Consider the following 20,994-nt stretch of genomic DNA (forward strand, 5'->3'; position numbering starts at 1 on the left):
ACCTATCGGCAGTCGCAAAAATGACGGGGCTGCAGAGTCTCACCCTCAAAAACAACCGGATCACAGACCTCGCGCCGTTGGCGGGAATGACCTGGTTGCAGAACCTCAACCTCGAAAACATACCGATCACCGACCTCGCGCCGCTGGCGGGATTGACAGGGTTGCAGAACCTCAACCTCGAAAACATACCGATCACAGACCTCACGCCGCTGGCAGGGTTGACAGGGTTGCGGAACCTTGACCTCAACAACACCCGGATCACCGACCACGCGCTGCTGGCAGGGATGACGGGGCTTCGGCGCCTCACCCTTAAAAACACCCAGATCACCGACCTTTCGCCGATTGCTGGCCTGACGAAACTCGAAACATTGCAAATCGACCAGACGCGCGTCAGCGATCTGCGCCCGGTCGCTGTAGCCATGGCTCAAACTCTTGGCATCGTACATCGACGCATTTTGACGTTCAGCGAAACCGCTGCGACAGAACAGGACGCCTATCTGGCGGAATTGGCGCAGATCAAGGACGGCAAAGAACGCACCCGCGAGACGCTGGCCTATCTGCGCTCCCTGCCGCCCTGGCCCGAACCCTACACCCCCGCCGCCACCCCCGACGGCAGCCCCCCGCAGCCGATTGGGGGCGAGAGTATTGACGCGCAGGCCCAAGCCCTCAGTGATCTGACGCCTCTGGCTGAGGAACTGACGCAAGACCCGGAAACGGGCCGCTTCTCGGTAAAGTGCAAGCCCGTAGAGAAACCCGACCTGCTTTCCGCGACGTTGGGTCAAGTCGCCGATGCCATTGAAGATGTGCTGCATGACCCCCGCAACGGGCTTAATGAAACCTCGCTGGACATCCGCAAACTGACCCGCACACTGGAGCGCTACGCGAACGACCCGCAGCGCATCGAGATGGATTTCACGACCGTCCATCACAGCCTGACGCGCCAGATTGCGATAGAGGACCTGCCGCCCTCGGACGAAAACCTCGCCCTGCTTTCAGCATTGGAAGAGGGCGCGCAGGGAATCCGTGCGACAGATGCCGCCGTGGCCGTCAACCGGCGCATCCTGCAAGAACAGAAGCTGCGCGAGTTGCCCCCCGACGCCATTGCCACAATCAGGGAGAGCGCCCCGATCTTGCAGGCAATCACCGAAGGCGACATGGCGGAGCAGAGCGCCGAGGACGTCGATTATCTGACCACAGTCTTGCCCTCCGCACCACCCCGCCTGCCCGGAGTCACACGCGACGATGCCATCGTGCCCGGGCGCGATGAAGCGGTGCGGCTATTCGGTCGCTCGTCACGAATGCTGATCATGCTCAGAAGGTCCGGCACCATGATCCGGAAGCTGCATGACAGCACGCCCTTCCAGGCTGCGGAAATCATGCAGACATTGACCGAGATTGTTAGGGTTGGTCTGTCCTTCATCTCATAGATTGTTGCAACCCGCACCCACCTCCGCCTTTCGCCTTCCCTCGGGCGGTCAACATGATATGTCACCCCAAACAACCCCGAGAGCCGTGCATGTCCGACCGCTTCCAGATGACCCTTGCGCAGTTGAACCCCACCCTTGGTGCGCTGGAGGACAACGCCGCCGCCGCGCGTCGCGCGTGGGCGGCCGCGCGGGAGGTGGGCTCGGACCTGCTGGCCCTGCCCGAGATGTTCCTGACCGGCTATCAGACCCAGGATCTGGTCCGCCGTCCGGCCTTTGCCGCCGATTGCCGCACGGTGCTGGAGCAGCTGGCCCGTGACTGCGCCGACGGCCCCGCCATCGGTATCGGCGCGCCGCTGCACGAAGAGGGCCGGGTTTATAACGGCTGGTTCATCCTGCAGGGCGGCGCCATCCGCACGGTGATCCGCAAGCACCACCTGCCCAATGACAATGTGTTCGACGAACACCGCCTTTATACCCCGTCGGACATCTGCGGCCCGGTGGCGCTTGGGCCGCTGCGCATCGGCGTGCCCATCTGCGAGGACGCCTGGTATGACGATGTCGCCGAGGCGCAGGCCGAATCCGGCGCCGAGCTGCTGCTGGTGCCCAATGGCTCGCCCTATTCGCGCGGGCGGCTGGAAACACGGATGCAGCATATGGTGGCCCGCGTGGTCGAAACCGGGCTGCCGCTGGTCTATCTGAACCTGCTGGGCGGGCAGGATGATCAGGTCTTTGACGGCGCCAGCTTCGTGCTGAACCCCGGCGGTGCGCTGGCGGTGCAGATGCCGGCCTTTGACGAGGCCATGACCCATGTGGCCTTCACCCGCACGCCCGAAGGCTGGCGCGCCGAGCCGGGCGCGCGCGCCCCGGTTCCCGATGACTGGGAGCAGGATTACCGCGCCATGGTCATGGGCACCGGCGATTACCTGCGCAAATCCGGCTTCGGGCGCGTGGTGCTGGGGCTTTCGGGGGGGGTGGATTCGGCGCTGGTGGCGACCATCGCCGCCGATGCGCTGGGGCCTGAAAACGTGCATTGCGTCATGCTGCCCTCGGCCTACACCGCCGATCATTCGCTGGAGGACGCCGCCGATCTGGCCGCGCGGCTGGGCACGCGGCTGGATGAGGTGCCGATCGAAGGCCCCCGCGCCGCCATCGAGGCCGCGCTGGCGCCGCTCTTCGCTGGGCTGGAGCCGGACGTGACCGAGGAAAACATCCAGTCCCGGCTGCGTGGCACCCTTTTGATGGCTCTTGCCAACAAGACCGGCGCCATGCTGCTGACCACCGGCAACAAATCCGAAATCGCCGTGGGCTATTGCACCATCTATGGCGACATGAACGGCGGCTACAATCCGATCAAGGACCTCTACAAGACACGGGTGTTCGAAACCTGCCGCTGGCGCAATGCCAACCACCGCCCCTGGATGAAGGGACCGGCGGGCGCAGTGCTCCCGCCCCGGATCATCGACAAGCCCCCCTCGGCCGAACTGCGCCCCGACCAGCGCGACGAGGACAGCCTGCCGCCCTATCCGGTTCTGGACGCAATCCTGGAGGGGCTGGTGGATCAAGAGGTCTCTGTCGGTGAACTGGTGGCCCGCGGCTTCGACCGCGACACGATCAAGCGGATCGAGCATCTGATCGCCATTTCGGAATGGAAACGCTTCCAGTCCGCCCCGGGGACGCGGCTGACCACACGTGCCTTCTGGCTGGACCGGCGCTATCCGATGGTCAACCGCTGGCGCGATCACAGCTGAACAGCCGGTCTGATCCAGCGGCGCGCGCGTGCCGCGCGCAGGTCTTCTGGCACTGCGTGCGGTTAAGGGGGCATTCTGCCCCCTCTGCGCGCGGGGCGCGCGCATTCACCCCCGGAGAGTATTTGCGGCAAGATGAAGCCGGGCAGTGCGGTACTGGTGTGACGGGCGGCACGGGCTGTGCGCCCGCATTTGCGGGTGCCGCGTGATACAAAGCGCGAGCGGGGGGGTGCGCGCCTAGCGGCTGAGGCCGCCGGGCAGGTCCGGCAGGTCAAGCGCGGCAAAGCCGTAATGGCGCAGCCAGCGCAGGTCACTGTCGAAGAAGGCGCGCAGGTCGGGGATGCCGTATTTCAGCATGGCGATCCGGTCGATCCCCATGCCAAAGGCGAAGCCCTGCCATTGCTCCGGGTCGATCCCGCCTGCGCGCAGCACATGGGGGTGCACCATGCCCGAGCCGAGGATTTCCATCCAGCTGTCGCCTTCGCCGATCCTGAGCTGGCCATCGGCCCAGGAACAGCGGATATCGACCTCGGCCGAGGGTTCGGTGAAGGGAAAGTGGCTGGCGCGGAAGCGCAGTTCGACCTCGTCCACCTCGAAGAACGCCCGGCAGAATTCCTCGAGCGTCCATTTGAGCTGCGCCATGGTGATGGCCCGGTCAATCGCCAGGCCCTCGACCTGGTGGAACATGGGCGCATGGGTCTGATCCATGTCCATGCGATAAACGCGGCCCGGCGCGATCACCCGCAGGGGGGCGCCCTGGTCCTGCATGGCGCGGATCTGGACCGGGCTGGTATGGGTGCGCAGCACATGGGGCGGGCGGTTGTCGCCCGCGGCCCGGTGCATGAAGAAGGTGTCATGTTCCTGCCGCGCGGGGTGTTCTGGGGCGATGTTCAGCGCGTCGAAATTGTACCAGTCGGATTCGATCTGCGGGCCTTCGGCCACCGAGAAGCCCATATCGCCGAAGATCGCGGTCAGCTCGTCCATCACCTGGGACACCGGGTGGATGCTGCCGCGCGGGCGCGGGCGGCCAGGCAGGGTCACATCCAGCCATTCGGCCTGCAGCCGGGCATCCAGCGCGGCATCTTCCAGCGCCGCACGTCTGGCGCGCAGGGCGCTGTCGATTTCGGCTTTCAACCCGTTGAGAGCGGGCCCGGCGGTCTGGCGTTCCTCGGGCGTCATGCGGCCCAGTTCGCGCATCTTCAGGCTGATTTCGCCCTTCTTGCCCAGCGCGGCAAGGCGCACGGCTTCCAGCGCATCGGCATCCGCGGCCCCTGCCACCTGATCCAGATACCGCGCCCTGAGTTCGCTGATGCCGTCCATGCCCATCGTCCCGTTCATGCCGCTTGTGCCATTGACCTGCGCGCAATAGCGGCGGGACCGGGCGAATGCAAGTCACCGCCCGCCCGCGCAGCCACGCAAGGGGGGCTTTGCTTGACGCTATGGCGGGGCTCGCCTAGGGAAAAGCGGGCTGCGGGGCGTTCGACCCTGCGGATGTCAGTCACAGGAAGGACAGACCGTCATGGCAAAACTGCATCTGGTGTTCGGGGGAGAGTTGAAGACCCCCGGCGGAACCACCTTTGTCGATACCGACAAGATCGATATCGTGGGTATCTTTCCGGATTATGACTCGGCCCACAAGGCGTGGAAGACTGCGGCACAGCGCACGGTGGATGACGCGCACACGCGCTATTTCATCGCGCATCTGCACCGGCTGATCGATGAAAGCCGTGAGGCCAGCCGCACCGATGAGCTGCGCGACTGACCCATGCGCCCCGCCGCCCGGCAGCCCCTGTCCGCCAGCCGCGAGGCCGCGGGGAGGCCCGACGGACGGGCCGTCGATGTCTGGATCATCGCCCAGGAGCCACATCTGGCGGTCAGCGCCCACGAGCTGGCCCTGCGCCTTGCGCGTGACCGCCCGGATATCCGTGCCGCGCTGAGTGTGCCGGGCTCCGGCCCACCCTTGCCCGGGCTGCCAGACGGGCTCTGTGACTGGCCGTTGCCTCCGGCGCCGCCCACGGCCATTGCCCGGGCGCTGGAGGAGCTGGCCCCCGCCGTGCTGGTCATACTGGGCGGCCCGGTTCTGGCCGAGGCCATAGACCCCGCCCGGGCGCGCGGCTGCGCGGTGATCCTGGCCGCCATGGGCGCCCCCGAGATCCCCAATCGCTGGCGTCTCTGGCCCGGGAAATCGCGCCGCCTGCTGCGCAAGATCGACCGGCTGATGATCACCGAGCGCAGGGATCTGGTCGCCTGGCGCACCCTGGGCGCCGAAGACGCGCGGCTCGAACATCTGGGTCCCATGAGCCCCGGCCACGGCGCCCTGCCCTGCAACGAAGCCGAGCGCGAGGCATTGTCCTCGCAGCTGCGCCTGCGCCCGGTCTGGCTGGCCATCGGCGTCCCCGAGGGCGAGGAGGATCTGGTCCTGAAGGCCCATGGCGAGGCGCTGCGCCTCTCGCACCGGCTGCTGTTGCTGTTGCATCTGCAGGACCCCGCGCGCGGGGCGCAGCTGCGCCAGCGCGTCGGCGCGCATTTTTCGGTCGCGCTGCGCTCTGCCGATGATCCCGTGACCGAGGACACCCAGGTCCATATCGCCGATACCGAGGGCGAGCGCGGCCTGTGGTATCGTCTGGCCAATTCCTGCTTCATGGGGGGGTCGCTCTCGGAGCAGGGCAGCACCCTCGACCCGATGGAGCCCGCCGCCCTGGGGGCCGCGGTCCTGCATGGGCCGAACCCTGGCGCCTTTGGTCACGCCTACGGGCTGTTGCGCCCGCAGGGCGCCACCCTGCCGGTGACAGCCCCCGATGACCTTGGCGGCGCGGTCAGCACCGCGCTGGACCCGCAACGCAGCGCGACCCTTGCGCAAGCGGCCTGGCAGGTGATCAGCGATTGTGCCGGTGCAACCGACCGGGTGACGGATGCAATCCTGACCCTGCTTGACCGCGCCGAGGCTTCCTGATGCGCGCGCCGGCCTTCTGGGACACCCCCCCTGACCGCCCCGCACTGCGCGCGCGGCTGCTGGCGCCCCTGGGCTGGCTCTATGCCCGGGCCACGGCCAGACGGCTGCAGGCAGCGCCGGGCTACACCGCCCCCGTGCCGGTCATCTGCGTGGGCAATATCAACGTCGGCGGCACTGGCAAGACCCCCACGGTCATCGCCCTGATCGATCAGCTGCGCGCCCTGGGGATCACCGGGGTTCATGTCGTCTCCCGCGGGCATGGCGGGCGGCTGGAGGGTCCGGTTCAGGTGGATCCCCGCCGTCACAGTGCCGCCGAGACCGGCGATGAGCCGCTTCTGATTGCCGCCTTCAGCCCCGTCTGGGTGGCGCGCGACCGCCGCCAGGGCGTCGAGGCGGCCGTTGCGGCCGGAGCCCGGGCCGTGGTCCTGGATGACGGCTTCCAGAACCCCGCCGTGGCGCATGATCTGGCCATCGTGGTGGTCGATGCCGCCCGGGGCTTCGGCAACGGACGGGTGCTGCCCGCCGGACCATTGCGCGAACCCGTGGACGTGGGCCTGGCCCGGGCGGACCTGCTGCTGTCGGTCGGAAATGACGCGGCACAACAGCGGTTTGCGCGGCACTGGGGGGCGGCTCTGCCGTGCCCGCATCTGACCGCGCGGCTGACACCGCTGCCCACGGGCATGCCCTGGACGGGGCTGCGGGCACTGGCCTTTGCGGGCATCGGGCATCCGCAAAAATTCTTCGACACCCTGCGCGCCCAAGGGGTGGAGCTGCTGCGCGCCCAGGCGCTGTCGGACCACCAGACCCTCTCTCCGGCGCTGATGAAACGGCTGGAGCTTGAGGCAAAGGCCCTCGGCGCCCAGCTTGTCACCACCGAAAAGGATGCCGTGCGCCTGCCCGCCACCTTCCGCGGCAAGGTGCTGACCCTGCCCGTGCGGCTGGGTTTCGACGACCCCGATGCGCTGCGCAGCCACCTGCGCCCGCTTTTCGACGCCCCTGCCCCACAGCCCCCCCCCGCGGACAGCTCTGCCTGAATCGCCGCCACGGGTCTGCGCCCCATGTGGTGCGTCCGCCCAAAACTCCCGCAGCCGCGCGCCTGCGCGCGGCCCGGCCCAACGGGAGGGCTGCATCAACGATGCAGCCCCGACGGGCGGGAGCCCTCCCCCCGCACGGGCACCCACGGCCCCGGCCACGCGCGCCGCTACAGACGCCGCATCCATGGCACACCGATCCGGGCCACCGCATCGGCGATAGGCTCCTGCACAACCGCCATGTGATGGGCGTTGGCATGCAGCAGTTGCCCTGCATCCACGGCCAGCGCCACATGGCCCGGCCAGAAGAACAGATCGCCGCGCCGCACAGCCGCCCCTTGCGGCAGCGCGCAGCCCAGGTGCCGCTGCAGATCGCTGTCACCGGGGCACTCCATTCCACAGGCCAGCAGTGCCGCCTGCACCAGACCGGAACAGTCGATGCCGAAACCCGAATTCCCGCCCCAGTGATAGGGCGTGCCCAGAAAGCGCAGGGCAACGGCCACCGGGTCCGCCTCGGGGCGGTCCAGCGGGCGCAGATGCGCGGCGGGAACAAAGGCGCGCGCGCCCTCCAGGCGGGCGACCTCGGCCCAGCGGTCCCCATCGTGCAGCGCCACCACCCGGAACGCCGACCCGAAGGAGACCGGCACGATCGCTGCGCTGTTCTTCACCACAGGCTCGGGGCACAGATAGCTCTGGCGCGCGGCCACCACATGGGTCATGGCGCCCGGGTCCGGCGCCAGCACCGCGCCCGGCATCCAGCCCACATAACCATCCCGCCCGGCCCGGCCAAAGACCCGCGCGCCACGCTCCTCCAGCACCAGAAACCGCTCATGCAGCACCAGTTCGCGCTGGCGCCGCCCGCCGTCGGGCGCGTCAAACAGCGGTGCCACCGTGGCGCTGACGCGCATCATCCGCCCTTCGACAAACCGCTCGGCCTTCACCTGGCCCCGCAGGGACAGATGCGCCACGCGCCCGTTGGACGCCAGCAGGCGCGGGTCACTCACACCCCCAGCACCTGCGGCAGGGCCTGAAACAGTGCCCGCGTGCCTTGCCCGACCCCACCCCTGGGGCAGGCATTGGCCGCCGAAGGCCGCCAGCCATAGACATCCAGATGCACGAAACGCCCCGCCTGTTCCACAAAGCGTTCCAGAAACAGCGCCGCCGTGATCGACCCGGCCATCCCGCCCGAAGGCGCATTGTCCAGATCGGCAATGCCGGGCTCGATCATCTTCGCATAGCCCGGATGCAGCGGCATCCGCCAGACCGGGTCGCGCACGGCCTCGCCCGACTGTGCCAGCGCCTCGGCCAAGGGCGCGTCCCAGGTGTAGAAAGGCGGCAGGTCCGGGCCAAGCGCCACCCGCGCCGCGCCCGTCAGCGTGGCCATGCAGACGATCGCATCCGGCGTCTCCTCATCGGCAAGCGCCAGAGCATCGGCCAGCACCAGGCGCCCTTCGGCATCGGTGTTGTTGACCTCGACCGTCAGGCCCTTGCGGCTGGTCAGGATATCACCGGGGCGCATGGCGGTGCCATCGACAGCGTTTTCCACCGCCGGGATCAGCACCCGCAACTGCACCGGCCAGCCCTGCGCCATGATCATCCAGGCCAGCCCCATGACCGAGGCCGCGCCCCCCATGTCCTTTTTCATCAGGCCCATGGAGTTGCCCGGCTTCAGGTTCAGCCCGCCGGTGTCGAAACAGACCCCCTTGCCCACCAGCGTCAGGCGCGGCCCGGCCCCGCCCCAGCGCAGGTCCAGCAAACGCGGCGTCCGCGCCGACGCCCGCCCCACCGCATGGATCAGCGGCAGGTTCGCATGGAGCAGATCCTCGCCATAAGTGACCGAGGCTGTGGCCCCGAACCGTTCGGCCATGTCCAGAAAGGCCGCCTCCAGCTCCTCAGGGCCCATGTGCGAGGCCGGGGTGTTGATCAGATCACGCGTGAGCGCCTCGGCAGCGGCGATGGTTTCCAGCCTGTCGGCGTCCAGCTCCGCCGGGGCAACCAGGCGGGCGGGCGCAGAGGCGCTGTCGCCCTCGGCGCTCTGGCGGAACCGGCGGTAGCGATACCCCGCCAGCAGCCAGCCCAGCGCTTCTTGCTCCAGCTCCTCGGGTGGCAGGTCATGGTGCAGCGCGTAGACCCCGGCGGGCAGGCGCGGAACGGCACCCCCCAGGATGAAGCGGTCGCGCCGACGGTCGCGCGCGCTGCCATGGCCCACGGCAACCATCGACAGCGCCCCCGCACCATCGGGGATCAGCGCGATCTGCCCGGGTTTCGCGGCAAAGCCCGTGGCCTCCAGCCAGGTGCGGACCCGTTCGGGCTGATTGTCACGCCAGGCCTCCAGCCCGGCGCCATCCACCAGATGCAGCGGGGTGGCGCGGCTGCCGGCTTCGGCAAAGCGCATCCGTTCAAGGGTCTGCGGATCGGGAAAGGCATGGTCCGGGGCGGGGCTGTCGGTGGTCATGGCGCGGACCCTTTGGTTGTGGAACTGCCGCGCACCCTAGCGGATGCCCGCCGCCCCGCAAGCCCCCCTTGTCGCCGGCCCCGTCCCGCAAACCGCCCGGCCCGCCTATCCCGGGCACCCCCCGTCAGGCGCGGGCGGCAAACTCGGCGTTCAGCCCGCGCACGAAGTCGTTCAGCCCCGGCTGGCGGTCCCGGCGCAGGCGCTCGGCGGTGATGATGGTGCGCAGGGCGGCCTCGGTCGCGTCCAGATCGTCATTGACCAGAACGTAATCGTATTCCGCCCAATGGCTGATCTCATCGCGCGAGCGTGCCATGCGCCCGGCGATCACCTCGGCGCTGTCCTGGGCGCGGCCCTGCAGCCGCGCCTCCAGTTCCGCGATCGAAGGCGGCAGCACGAAGATCGACACCGCATCCTTGCCCAGGGTCGAATTGCGGATCTGCTGCCCGCCCTGCCAGTCGATGTCGAACAGGGTGTCGCGCCCTTCGGCCAGGGCCGCTTCGACCGGCGCGCGGGGGGTGCCGTAGTAATTGCCGAACACCTCGGCATGTTCCAGCATGTCGCCGTCTGTCACCATGGCCTCGAACATGGCGCGGCTGCGGAAATGGTATTCGCGCCCGTCTTCCTCGCCCGCGCGCGGGGGCCGGGTGGTGGCCGAGACCGAGAAGCGGATACCGTCATCCCAGGCCATCAGCCGCCGCGCCAGCGTCGATTTTCCCGCCCCCGAGGGCGAGGACAGGATGATCAGAAGCCCGCGCCGCTGCATGCCTTACTCCACGTTCTGGATCTGCTCCCGCATCTGGTCGATCACCGCCTTGAGGTCAAGCCCGATCCGGGTGAGCTCGAGATACTGGGCCTTTGTACACAGGGTGTTGGCCTCGCGGTTGAATTCCTGACACAGGAAATCCAGCCGCCGTCCCACCGGGGCATCCTCGGCCAGAAGCGCGCGGGCGGCGGCGCAATGCGCCTCCAGGCGGTCCAGTTCTTCGGCCACGTCCAGGCGCACGGCCATCTGTGCCAGTTCCTGCGCGATGCGCGTCTCCTCCACCGGAACGGCATCGGCCACCCGTGCCAGCGCGGCCCGATGCGCCGCGGCAATGGCGGCGCTGCGGTCGTCCAGCACGCCGCGCGCCGCCGCCACCAGTTCAGCCACCCGGTCCACCTGCGCGGCCAGCACGGCCGCCAGCGCGGCGCCTTCGCTTCGGCGCATGGCGTCAAAGGCATCCAGCAGGGCAGGCAAGTCCTGCGCCAGCGCCTTCTGCAGTGCCTGCTGGCGCCCGTCCGCCGCAGCGTCCGGCCCGCGCGCGGCGGATATCCCGCGCTGGGACAGCAGCGCCACCGTATCCAGCGGCGCGCAGGCCAACCCCCGGGCTGCGGCCTGTGCGTCGATCCGGGCCAGTGCATCCAGTGCATCCGCCAGCGCTGCGGGGTCCAGCGCGGGCATGGCAGCGCCGGCATCGTCCAGCCGCAGGGTCAGCGTGACCGACCCGCGCGCGATTCGCGCCTCCAGTGCCGGGCGGACAACAGCTTCCAATCCCGCCATCGTCTCCGGCAGGCGCAGGCGCAGATCCCGCCCCCGGCCGTTGACGCTGCGCATTTCCCACAGCCAGCCCCGGGGCGGACCCTCATCAGCCAGCCCCCCGCGCTGGCTGGCAAATCCGGTCATCGATTTCATGCCGCCCCCGTTCTTAACCATTTGTTCATTCTCTGCCACATTCCGGTCAATTTTGAGCTAATATTCAAACACATTCTAAGGGTCGGTCCGCCTCCGGCATCCGGCCCGCCCACAAGACAGATGACATAACTCCTGACCGTGAGGGCTTCCATGACCGACCTGTCCGCCAATACGCCCCCCAGCCCAACCAACCCTTTCGCGGATGGCACCGCAACCCCTGAGGTGATCGAAGGCTTCCCGCAGGTCACCTGTGTCCTGCGCAACTGGGCCACGCTCAAGGGCGACCGCCTTGCCCCCCGACGCAGCGAAATCGACCCCCGCCCCATCGCCAGCGCCCTGTCGCAGACCTTCATCGCCGCGCTGGTGGCGCCTCGGGTGGCGCGGATGCGCATCGCCGGGACCGGGCTGCATGACCTGATGGGCATGGATGTGCGCGGGATGCCCCTGACGGTGTTCTTCAACGGCCACGCAAGGGAAGAAGTGATGCGCGCCTGCACCCATGTCACCCAGGGCGGCCATGTCCTGCTGCCGGTCTGCACCGAAAAGGCCGTGGGGCAACCGCCGATGGACGGGCTGCTGGCGCTCCTGCCACTCAGCAGTGATGGCAGCCGGATCGATCTTGTGCTGGGTATCCTGGAAACCAGCGGGCAGATCGGAACCGCCCCGCGCCGCTTTCAGCTGCGCAGCCCGCTGAGGGCGCCAAAGGCGACCGCCCTGCCGCGCACCCGCCCGCTGATACCGGCACTGCGTGACCAGATGACCGGCCCAGCAAGTGCAGAAACCCCGCTTTCCGGGGCCGCTGCGGCAGGGCGCCGCGCCGCGTTCAGGGTGATCCCAGGGGGGCGAAGCGACTAGGGTTTCGGAATGAGCGCGCATTCTGCGCGCACTCTGTCTGGCACTGCGTGCGGATTGGGGGCGCTGCCCCCGTCCCCGCGGGCGGGGACTCCCCCGGGATATTTGCGCAAGGATGAAAGAGGCAGGCGTTGCAAGGCGTTCGCGCCCGGGCTGGATCGGGGTGGGTGGCAGCTTTCCGGTTTCCGTGTCATGCGATCACGCTGGGGCAATTTTGGGTGTGTTGGTCCGGAACATGGCGTTCAAGCGGCAAGGGAGCCTGCACGCCATGGCGCAGATGACGGCCCTGGAGCCTTGCCAGGGGCGGGTTGCGCCGCGATCCACTCTGGATGTTTCACACGCTTGTGGCTGTAGATGACCAGCGCTGCCCGGAGGGGCGCGCCTCGGGGGTGAGGCCTGCAGGCAGTTTGCCAAGCCAGCCACGAACCGTGGGGGGTGTTCCTAATCCTGGCGTCCGCGCCCTGCTGGCGATCGCACACCTCCGGCCAGTCCTTCGCGGGATCGCACCCGATCTGCTCTTGCGTCATGCTTTCCGGCCCGCCGGGGCGCAGCCGTTCCGGGGGCGCCTCAGCCCAAGCAGGTGTTCAGGCTTCTGGGCATGAATACGGCAGCGCCCCCCAACGGGCTGCGAGCCCAAGGTGGGAACGGGGGCGCGGCCGGCCCGATCTGACACAAAAACACGAGGCTGGGGCGGGCCCTGGGCCGGGGGCGCGGTCAACGGAGCTGGCAAGCCGCTGCGCCTTAACATCAGTGCGTTCATCCGAGCGCCGCCGCCCGGCGTGGCCAGCCGTGCCCCGTCAGGGACGCCGGATTTCCGCTTGCGCCACCAACTCTTCCAGCCAGTTGTCGGCCATCTGGTTCAGACGCTGATCGCGCAACTGTCCGCCAATCTGCTCACGGCTCAGGGGTTCTTCACGCTCTAGCGTGCGGCTGCACAGCATCAGCACGACCAGCGCCCCCCCCTCGTCAACCATGTTCGCCGAAATCTCCCCCGCATCCAGCCGCGAGAGCTCCAGCGCCACATCCTGAGGAAGCTCGCGCACCAGCGCCTCTTGGCGCGTCAACGCGGCTTCCGGCAAGTCGCGGGCAAAGGCGTTGAGATCATTGCACATATCGACCCGGGCACGGATCCGGGACAGACGTTCCATGGTGGCCTCGGACCGACCACCCGGCAGCAGCAGGCGCTTGTAATCGACCTTCACCCGTTCCGCCGGAATGTCGCGGCGGCTTTCGGTTGCGCGCAGCTGGAAGATACCGAACGCCCCCGGAACCTCGATCGGGCCGATGATGGTGCCAGGGCTGGCGTCACGCACCTGCGCGGCGACCTGCGGAGGCAGCCGGGTGATCTCCATCCATTCCAGCCGCCCCCCCTGTTCACGCGACCCGGCGATGGATACCTGCCGGGCGGCTTCCGAAAACTCCTCGAAGCTGCGGATCGCCAGGATCTGGGGGATGATCTCGCCCACCGGTTCGGCAAATTCCGGGTCCGAGGGCAGGAAAATCTCGGACAACAGCACACGCTGGGTGCCGCGGATGGCACTGACTGACAGGGCGCGGTCCACCTCGGCCGAGGTGACGTTGACGCGTGGCAGAAAGCGCGCGCGCACCATTTCACGCCACATCAGGCCAACCTCGACGAAATCGCGGAACGTGTGCCGCTCGACCCCGGCGCCGGCAAGCTGGGCGATGAACTCCTCGGTGTCCAGCTCAGCGCGGGCGGCGAATTCGGCCAGGCCCTCGGCCAGGTCATCCGAAGCGATCCGGACCCCTGCGCGGCGGGCATGGAACCGCTGCACGGCCTCTTCGGTCAGACGGCGTTCGGCCTCGGCGCGCAGGTCGGCGGCGCCGACATTCAGCACCTCCAGAAAGCGCATGCGCTGGGTGATGTCGAATTCTGTGATGACCTGATCATTCACATGCAGCGCCGGGGCGAACATGTTCTGCGCAAGGGCTGCGCCCGGCGCCAGCGCCAGCGCGGCTGTGAGGGCCAGCAGGCCCCCGCGCAGCCGCTTCCCCAGGGCATGCAGGGTTTGGTTTGCTATGCTGCTCATGTCATTCGGTTCCGTTGTCCTGTATCCGGCGGCGCTGCGGCCCCGCCCTGCCTATTGCGCGCAATGCCGTGCCACCGGCCCCGCCGAACTGCCGCCGAAACCCAGCAGTTCCACCGACAGGCCGACATTCGTGGCGCGCAGCACGCTGCCACCCTGCCCGAAATTGCGCGAGACCGAAACATCCACCGAAAGGCATTCGTTCCGATACTCGAACCCGACCCCGGCGCGGGCGGCCCTGCTTTCGGCCAGATCGTAACGCCAGTCCACCCTTGCGGTCCAGTGCTCATCCACATTGACCTCGGCATCCAGCCGCCATTCCGACGCATCGTTGAGGCGATCCTCGTCAGGGTTGGCGCGCACATGCAGCACACTGGTGGACACCATCCCCCGCGCCCAGGACCAGTCCAGCTGCAGGTCGTTGCGCGCCAGCCGCAGGTCCGAACCGAAAATCGCGCGATTGGTGATCGACAGCCCCCCCGCGCTGTCATAGCGCAGCGCCGCCAGCCAGTCCGACCGCGCCCCCCCGAGCGCCGAGGCCGCCGAAAACTGCCCCAGGTCGCGCTGACGCAGGATCCGGCCCATGCTCAGCGTCGTGGACCATCCGGCAGGGTCATGGCGGGTCCAGCTTGCGCCCAGATTGGCGCGCAGGCCGCGTTCGCGCTGTTCGCCGCTGGGAAAACGGTCATGGGAGAACAGGTTGCCTTCATCCAGTTCGGGCATCCGGGCGGAATCATTGGGCACATCCGGGCCGCCGTCGCGGCTCCAGATCACCTGGGCCACGGGTTCGATGACATGGCTGGCCCCGCCGGGCTGGTGGCGGACCAGGGGCCAGCGCAACTCTGCCATCACCGCGGGTGTGACCCGGGTGATCGGCCCGGCAAAATCCGAATCATTGCGCACACGGACATGATCCACCGCCAGCCGCGCGCCCCCGGCCAGCACCACCCCGCCGGGCAGCACCATGTCATTGCGCCAATCGCCCAGCGCGCTCAACCGCGCCAGATCACGGCCCTCGCGGTCGGTTTCGGCGGGGCGGCGATGGGCCTGGGCCTCGAACTGCAGCAGGCCGCGCCCGCCCAGTCCGGGCATGCCGAACCGGCGCTCCCAGTCCGCGCGGATGACCTGGCTGGGCAGCAGGGAATTGTCATCATCGCGGCGCAGCGAATGAAAATGCAGCGCCTGCACCCGGCGGCGGTCATCGCGGCTTACCCGCGCGATGGTCAGATCGCTGGTCAGCCGACGGTCGCTGCGGTAGTCATAATCGGCCAGATAGGCGTCATCGCCTGCGGCAATCAGGTTCATCCCCAGCGTGTAGCCCCCGGCCAGCGCGAACTGGCCCTGCGCATACCCATAGTAGCGGAACCGGTCGCGCAACAGCGTATCACGGCTGAGGGCGCCGCCCAGCTCCAGCGTGCCAGTGGCAAAGGCCTGGCGGTAACGCAGCTCCACCGTCCGTGTCTGTCCGCTGGAGATGAATGGCGTGACCGTCAGGTCCCGGTCTTCGCCCAGCGCGATGAAATAGGGCAGCTTCACCCCATACCCAAGGGCGGTGTCAAAGGTAAAGGACGGCCGCAGAAACCCCGTTGCCCGGTCAAGCGACGGGTCCGGCACCCTGAGATGCGGCAGATAGGCCAGCGGCAGGCCCATCATCCGGAACTGCGCCCCCTGAAAATAGATCTGGCGCGCCTCTTCGTCATGGATCACCCGCCGGGCGCGGATTTCCCAAAGCGGCGTGTTGCTCCGGGCGCATATCTCGCAGGTCGAGGCGACGGCGCTGCGCATTTCGGTAAAGCGGCCTTCGCTGCGCACCACCTCGCCCGCGGTCACCTGCACCTGCTGGCCCAGTACGACACGGGCACTGCGGATCAGCCCCGCGCGCAGGTCGCGGTCGATCTCGGCAATATCGGCAAGCATGATGACCTCACCATCGCCGCGCTGCAACAGCAACGGGCCATCGGCGGTGATACGGTCACCATCGGGATCATAGGCGATACGGGTCGCACGCAGACGCCAGTCGCCGAAGAACGCTTCGACACTGCCCTCGGCGACCAGGCGGCCGGGCTGGGTCACAAACACCCGGTCGGCCACCAGCATGGCGCTGTCTTGCGATTGCGCGCGGGCCGCAGGCGCCAGCAGCAGAAGGCACAGCGCCAGCACGGCAGCGGCCAGAGCCTGCCATGCCCCTCGCGCCGTCTGTCGGCTGTCATGCACTGGACAGGCCCGGCGCGTCATCCATCCTCCGTGTTCAGCATGATCCCCAGCGCAAGCAGCATGCTGGCCACCGGCAACGCCCAGGCGGCCAGTATGACGGGAATCTGCCCGCTCTCCCCCAGAACCTGCGCAAAATTTCGCAGAAAGAACAGCGCGAATCCAGCCAGAATCGTGGCCAGCGCCCGCAGCCCCGCCCCGCCCGCGCGCGCCATATGCATGCTGGAGCCCGCCGCCAGCAGCATCATCCCCGCCAGCAGCAGCGGCAGCGCCAGCTCCATCTGCAGCCAGACGCGGTGTTCCAGCGCGGCAAAGCCCGCACGCTCCAACGCCCTGATGAACCCGGGCAATTCCCACAGCGGAATCGCCCCCGGGCGGGCGAAACTGTCCCGTATCTGCGAAGGCGTCAGATCCGTCGGCAGGTCCAGCCGCGCCATGGTCCCGGCTGCGGCTTCGGGGTTTTCGGCGCCCAGGTTCCAGTCCTTGACCGAATACAGCTCCCACGCGCCCAGGGTCAGACGGGCTTCATGCGCATGCAGCCGCCGCACGACGCCGCCCCCGTCTTCGATATCATGGGCAAAAACCAGAAAGGTCACATCGCGCAGCACCGTCCCGTCGGGCGAGGCGCCGGCGGCATTGATGACCACTTGCCCCCCCTCAACCCCCTGCCGCAGCCATAGCCCGTCGCGCGCCACGGTCACCGCGGTCACCACATCGCCGCGCAGCTGCGCCAGAACGCGCTGGTATTCACGCGTGGCACTGGCCACCAGCGGGTTCATGACCGCCACATAGACCGCGCCCACCAGCATGGTCGCCAGCACCGGCACCACCATCATCCGCAATCCAGACCGCCCCGCCGCGCGGATCACCACCAGCTCCGAACTGCGCGACATGGTCAGAAACACCGCCATGCTGGACAGAACCATCACCAGCGGCGTGATCTGATAGAGCGTCTGCGGCGCGTTCAGCACCGCCAGCCGGACAATCTGGGCAAAGCCGACCTGATGGTCGGACAGGCGGCGGACCTGTTCAACCATGTCCAGCAGGATCAGCATGCCCGCGAAGACGCCAAACAGCAGCGCAAAGGTCATCGCCAGCTTGCGGATCAGATAGCGCGCCAGGATCATCGCGTGCCCGCCCCCCTCATGCGGCTGCCCGCGGCCGGGCCTGGCGCCGCTGCAGCAGCACCAGCATCACCCCCACCGCCATCAGCCCCGACAGCGCCGGCACAAAGGCCAGCCAGGCCAGCGCCGGGTCCTGCAGCGCCGGGCGGGCCAACGCATTGTCCAGCAACTGCGTCATCGCCAGCAGCACGATCGCACCCGCCACCTGTTTCCACGGGCCCAGACGGCTGAAATCCCCGAACTGGATCACCACAAAGCCGATCATTGCCGCCACGACCGCAAGCACCGGATGCGCGAACCGGTTGGCCATCTCATAACGCAGCTCGGCCGGGGTGGCGCCGCTGGCCTCCAGCAACTCGGGCGGAGGGGCGATGAGGTCGCGCGTCGAAAACTCGCGCACGTCATACCCGCGCCCGCTGGGGCCGATCAGCGCGCCGATATCATAGGTTAGATCCTGAAAACTGGCGATCACCAGCCGGTTGGTCCGCAGGTCCCGGACCTGCGCCATCCCGTCCAGCATCACCAGCTTCGGCCCTGACGCCCCCGGCGCCAGCAAGGCGCTGCGGGCGGTGTAGTTGACGTGGCTGCCCTCGGCCCGCGTGTCCGACAGGAAGACGCCGCGCAGCTCGCCCTCGGGCGTGATCTCGCGGATGAACACCGTGATGTTGCGCGCCGGACGCTGGAATTCCCCGGCAGTCAGGAAATGAGCCGTGATATTCTCGGCGATCTCGGCCTGGCGGTCGGCAAGCTGGTTGCGCGCGGCGGGCATCAGCACATGCATCAGTACAAGCAGCATCAACGCGACCACCCCGCCAAAGGCCACCACGGCGCGCAACAGTCGCAGCGGTGAAATCCCAGCCGCGCGCATCACCACAAGCTCGCTTTCACGGGTCAGGCGCGTGGCCACATAGACGGCGGCGGCAAAGGCCGCCACCGGCAGCACCAGCCGGATGACATTGGGCAGGGTCAGGGCCGACAGCTCCAGGAACACCAGCAGCGGCTGGCCGCCACCGATCAGCCGGTCGAACAGCCGCACCGCCCGGTTCACCCAGTAAACCGACACCAGCACCAGCGAAAAGAAGGCAAAGACGCTCAGAAGCTGGAAGAAGACATATCGATCAAGCCTGCTCACGCCCGTGCGCACCCGTTGCCGTCACTGCCCTGGTTGCAGCGCCCGCAGGCTAGTCGGATTCCCCGGCCAGTAAAACCGTTAATGCGCCCGGATCGGGGGCGGCTTTCCTTGGACGGCGTTTCGCTCTAGGTTGCGCGTCGAATGCTGCGACACCCCTGACCAGAGGCCTAAAATGTCCCGACTTCTCAGCCCCATCTTCAGCGCCACCGACCCTGAGCGGATCGCCACCCAACCCGGGCGCATCGCCGTCTTCGCCACGCCCGGCTCCAGCCGCTTCGCCTCGGTGGCCCAGCGCGTGAACCGTCTGACCCGGGGCGCCCTGCGCCGGCTGGTCGACAGTGAGGCGTTTGACAAGCTGAAACCGGGCGCGGCGATGGATCTGACCTGGCCCGCCGGGATGGAGGCCGAGGCCGTGCAGGTCATCCGCATGGAGCGCAAGCCAGATGCCGAGGCCCTGCGCCGCGCAGGCGTTGCCATCGGCAAGGCCCATGGCAAGACCGGCACCCTGGTCGCGGCCGAGGGCTTCGACCCCGCGCCGCTGGTCCTGGGCGCCCTGCTGCGCGCCTATCGTTATGACGCGCAGAAAAGCGCGCCCGAGGCCGAGGCCGGCCCCTTCGAACTCATGGCCAAGGACCCCGAGGCCGCGCAGGCCGCCTGCACCGACGCCGTCGCCCTGGCCGATGCCGTGCATTTCACCCGTGATCTGGTCAACGCGCCCGCCAATATCCTGACCACCGAAACCTTCGCCGCCCAGATCGAGGAGATGCGCGACATCGGCCTGGAGGTCGAGGTTCTGGACGAACCCGCCATGGAAAAGCTGGGCATGGGCGCGCTGCTGGGCGTAGGGTATGGGTCCGAATGCCCCTCGAAGCTGGTGATCATGCGCTGGCAGGGCGGCGCGGCGGATGCCGCCCCCCTGGCCGTGGTCGGCAAGGGGGTGATGTTCGACACCGGCGGGATTTCCATCAAGCCCTCGGCGGGGATGGAGGACATGACCATGGACATGGGCGGCTCGGCCGTCACGGCGGGGCTGATGCGCGCGCTGGCGCTGCGCAAGGCGCGCGCCAATGTGGTCGGTGTCGTCGGGCTGGTGGAAAACATGCCCGATGGCCGCGCCCAGCGCCCCGGCGATGTCGTCCGCTCCATGAAGGGCGACACGATCGAGGTGATCAACACCGATGCCGAAGGGCGCCTCGTGCTGGCCGATGCCATGTGGTACACGGCGGACCGCTTCAAGCCCGCCGCCATGATCGATCTGGCCACCCTGACCGGCGCCATGATCGTTGCGCTGGGGCATGAAAAGGCCGGTGTCTTCGCCAATGACGACACCCTGGCCGACGGCATCCTGAAGGCCGCCGCCAGCACCGGCGAAGGCGCCTGGCGGATGCCGCTGGACCCGGCCTATGACAAGCTGATCAAATCGCGCATCGCCGATGTAAAGAACGTGGGCGGGCGCACCGCCGGGTCCATCACCGCCGCGCAATTCCTGCAACGCTTCGTGCCCGAAGGCACCCCCTGGGCGCATATCGACATCGCCGGGGTGGCGCTGGTGAAGGAAGACACGGCCTTTGCCCCCAAGGGCGCCACCGGCTGGGGCGTGATGGCGCTGGACGCGCTGGTGCGCACCCGGTTCGAGGAAAGCTGAGACCCCGGGCGGGCGGGCACGAAACCCCGCCCGCCCGTTGCCGGCTTTTGCGGGTTTTCCCGCCGCCGCGCCCGCGCTATCCTGCCCCCATGTTTACCATTGAGCACGAGTTCGACGCCACCGTCATCACCCTGGTCGACGAAGGGGCCGACAAGGGCACCCCCCTGCTGGAAGACGTGATCCTCAATGCCTTCGAGGAATGCGTGACGGTCGAACAATACGACCCCCGCACCGACACCGCCCAGCGCGTCACCCTCTCCATGTCGCAACTGCGCGACCTTGCCGCCGCGCTGAACCTTCCCGAAGGGGTCTACCGTTTGCGCGGGGGGTGAGGGGTGCTCAGCATGTGACCTCGCACCCGCTGCAGGCCTTTCCAAGACCCCGTGCAGGATGGTGCTTGGCGCCCATGGTCACCAAAGGACGCGTGTGAGAACCTGGTCCTGGGGCGCGCGGGTGAGGAATGAAATGGCTGACGAAATCACTGCGGCCTGCCTTTGCGGCGAAGCGCGACTGATCTGCGGTCGCTCATTGGGAACGAGAAGCTATTGTCGCTGCACAGACTGCAGAGAATCCACAGGTGCAGCGTTTAGTGTTGCAATCCCGTTCGAGGCTGACCTGCCGTCATACCTCAGGGGAAAGACCTGACGATGGTTCGTTCTGTCCGCCTTGGGCCGCGACCTGCGCGCGCTTCCCGCTCTG

At 68.0% G+C, this 20,994-nt stretch carries 18 protein-coding genes; 9 read left to right on the forward strand and 9 right to left on the reverse strand.

From position 1 onward, the window contains the following. Nucleotides 1-1,427 (forward strand): leucine-rich repeat domain-containing protein (locus tag HUK65_RS14375; protein WP_235442166.1); only part of this gene is annotated, 1,427 nt, incomplete at its 5' end. A gap of 89 nt (nucleotides 1,428-1,516) precedes the next feature. Further along, nucleotides 1,517-3,175: an NAD+ synthase gene (locus HUK65_RS14380; protein WP_179906972.1), complete on the forward strand. Its 1,659-nt coding sequence runs from the start codon at nucleotides 1,517-1,519 to the stop codon at nucleotides 3,173-3,175. Between the two features lie 234 nt (nucleotides 3,176-3,409). On the opposite strand, the gene pheS is transcribed toward HUK65_RS14380, so the two are convergent. After that, nucleotides 3,410-4,492 (reverse strand): phenylalanine--tRNA ligase subunit alpha, encoded by a 1,083-nt coding sequence (gene pheS, locus HUK65_RS14385; protein WP_235442168.1) that lies wholly within the window; start codon nucleotides 4,490-4,492, stop codon nucleotides 3,410-3,412. 199 nt (nucleotides 4,493-4,691) lie between these two features. Here pheS and HUK65_RS14390 point away from each other — a divergent pair, with 199 nt between their 5' ends. The 3 genes from HUK65_RS14390 to lpxK are packed head-to-tail and all read left to right on the forward strand — an operon-like array spanning nucleotide 4,692 to nucleotide 7,159. After that, the gene (locus HUK65_RS14390) at nucleotides 4,692-4,934 is read left to right on the forward strand and encodes a DUF4170 domain-containing protein (protein WP_179906973.1); all 243 of its coding nucleotides are present in this window, start codon (nucleotides 4,692-4,694) and stop codon (nucleotides 4,932-4,934) included. Nucleotides 4,935-4,937: 3 nt separating this feature from the next. Continuing rightward, complete coding sequence (locus HUK65_RS14395; protein ID WP_179906974.1) at nucleotides 4,938-6,125, forward strand: 3-deoxy-D-manno-octulosonic acid transferase; 1,188 nt, start codon at nucleotides 4,938-4,940, stop codon at nucleotides 6,123-6,125. Then, nucleotides 6,125-7,159 carry a tetraacyldisaccharide 4'-kinase gene (gene lpxK, locus HUK65_RS14400; protein WP_179906975.1) on the forward strand — a complete coding sequence of 345 codons (1,035 nt, stop codon included), beginning with the start codon at nucleotides 6,125-6,127 and terminating at the stop codon, nucleotides 7,157-7,159. Before HUK65_RS14395 ends, lpxK begins: the two co-directional genes overlap by 1 nt. Nucleotides 7,160-7,326: 167 nt before the next feature. Here lpxK and HUK65_RS14405 read toward each other — a convergent pair whose 3' ends face one another. The 4 genes from HUK65_RS14405 to HUK65_RS14420 all read right to left on the reverse strand — a co-directional run bounded on the left by HUK65_RS14405 (nucleotide 7,327) and on the right by HUK65_RS14420 (nucleotide 11,283). Continuing rightward, on the reverse strand, nucleotides 7,327-8,160 hold the full coding sequence (locus HUK65_RS14405) for a C40 family peptidase (RefSeq protein ID WP_327787130.1): 834 nt from the start codon (nucleotides 8,158-8,160) through the stop codon (nucleotides 7,327-7,329). Then, on the reverse strand, nucleotides 8,157-9,551 hold the full coding sequence (locus HUK65_RS14410; RefSeq protein ID WP_179906994.1) for a leucyl aminopeptidase family protein: 1,395 nt from the start codon (nucleotides 9,549-9,551) through the stop codon (nucleotides 8,157-8,159). Before HUK65_RS14410 ends, HUK65_RS14405 begins: the two co-directional genes overlap by 4 nt. A 184-nt stretch (nucleotides 9,552-9,735) precedes the next feature. Continuing rightward, entirely contained in the window at nucleotides 9,736-10,374 is a 639-nt protein-coding gene (gmk, locus tag HUK65_RS14415; protein WP_179906976.1) for a guanylate kinase, read from the reverse strand. A 3-nt stretch (nucleotides 10,375-10,377) separates the two neighbouring features. After that, complete coding sequence (locus HUK65_RS14420; protein ID WP_327787131.1) at nucleotides 10,378-11,283, reverse strand: YicC/YloC family endoribonuclease; 906 nt, start codon at nucleotides 11,281-11,283, stop codon at nucleotides 10,378-10,380. A gap of 150 nt (nucleotides 11,284-11,433) precedes the next feature. Here HUK65_RS14420 and HUK65_RS14425 point away from each other — a divergent pair, with 150 nt between their 5' ends. Continuing rightward, nucleotides 11,434-12,138 (forward strand): PAS domain-containing protein, encoded by a 705-nt coding sequence (locus HUK65_RS14425; RefSeq protein ID WP_179906977.1) that lies wholly within the window; start codon nucleotides 11,434-11,436, stop codon nucleotides 12,136-12,138. A 794-nt stretch (nucleotides 12,139-12,932) separates the two neighbouring features. Here HUK65_RS14425 and HUK65_RS14430 read toward each other — a convergent pair. The 4 genes from HUK65_RS14430 to lptF are packed head-to-tail and all read right to left on the reverse strand — an operon-like array spanning nucleotide 12,933 to nucleotide 18,650. After that, nucleotides 12,933-14,186, reverse strand: a complete 1,254-nt coding sequence (locus tag HUK65_RS14430; RefSeq protein WP_179906978.1) for a peptidylprolyl isomerase — start codon at nucleotides 14,184-14,186, stop codon at nucleotides 12,933-12,935. 51 nt (nucleotides 14,187-14,237) lie between these two features. Continuing rightward, nucleotides 14,238-16,418 (reverse strand): LPS-assembly protein LptD, encoded by a 2,181-nt coding sequence (locus HUK65_RS14435; RefSeq protein ID WP_179906979.1) that lies wholly within the window; start codon nucleotides 16,416-16,418, stop codon nucleotides 14,238-14,240. After that, a complete protein-coding gene (gene lptG, locus HUK65_RS14440; RefSeq protein ID WP_179906980.1) occupies nucleotides 16,415-17,521 on the reverse strand; it encodes an LPS export ABC transporter permease LptG in 1,107 nt (368 codons plus the stop codon). Before lptG ends, HUK65_RS14435 begins: the two co-directional genes overlap by 4 nt. Nucleotides 17,522-17,537: 16 nt before the next feature. Next, a complete protein-coding gene (gene lptF, locus HUK65_RS14445; RefSeq protein WP_179906981.1) occupies nucleotides 17,538-18,650 on the reverse strand; it encodes an LPS export ABC transporter permease LptF in 1,113 nt (370 codons plus the stop codon). A gap of 172 nt (nucleotides 18,651-18,822) precedes the next feature. On the opposite strand from lptF, the gene HUK65_RS14450 reads away from it, so the two are divergent. The 3 genes from HUK65_RS14450 (at nucleotide 18,823) to HUK65_RS19275 (ending at nucleotide 20,940) form a co-directional block, all read left to right on the forward strand. Continuing rightward, nucleotides 18,823-20,295 carry a leucyl aminopeptidase gene (locus HUK65_RS14450; protein WP_179906982.1) on the forward strand — a complete coding sequence of 491 codons (1,473 nt, stop codon included), beginning with the start codon at nucleotides 18,823-18,825 and terminating at the stop codon, nucleotides 20,293-20,295. 89 nt (nucleotides 20,296-20,384) lie between these two features. Next, entirely contained in the window at nucleotides 20,385-20,627 is a 243-nt protein-coding gene (locus tag HUK65_RS14455) for a hypothetical protein (RefSeq protein WP_179906983.1), read from the forward strand. A gap of 133 nt (nucleotides 20,628-20,760) precedes the next feature. After that, nucleotides 20,761-20,940, forward strand: a complete 180-nt coding sequence (locus HUK65_RS19275; protein ID WP_456095392.1) for a GFA family protein — start codon at nucleotides 20,761-20,763, stop codon at nucleotides 20,938-20,940. Nucleotides 20,941-20,994: the final 54 nt, after the last annotated feature.

The sequence above is a fragment of the Rhabdonatronobacter sediminivivens genome (assembly GCF_013415485.1).
Lineage (GTDB): Bacteria > Pseudomonadota > Alphaproteobacteria > Rhodobacterales > Rhodobacteraceae > Rhabdonatronobacter > Rhabdonatronobacter sediminivivens.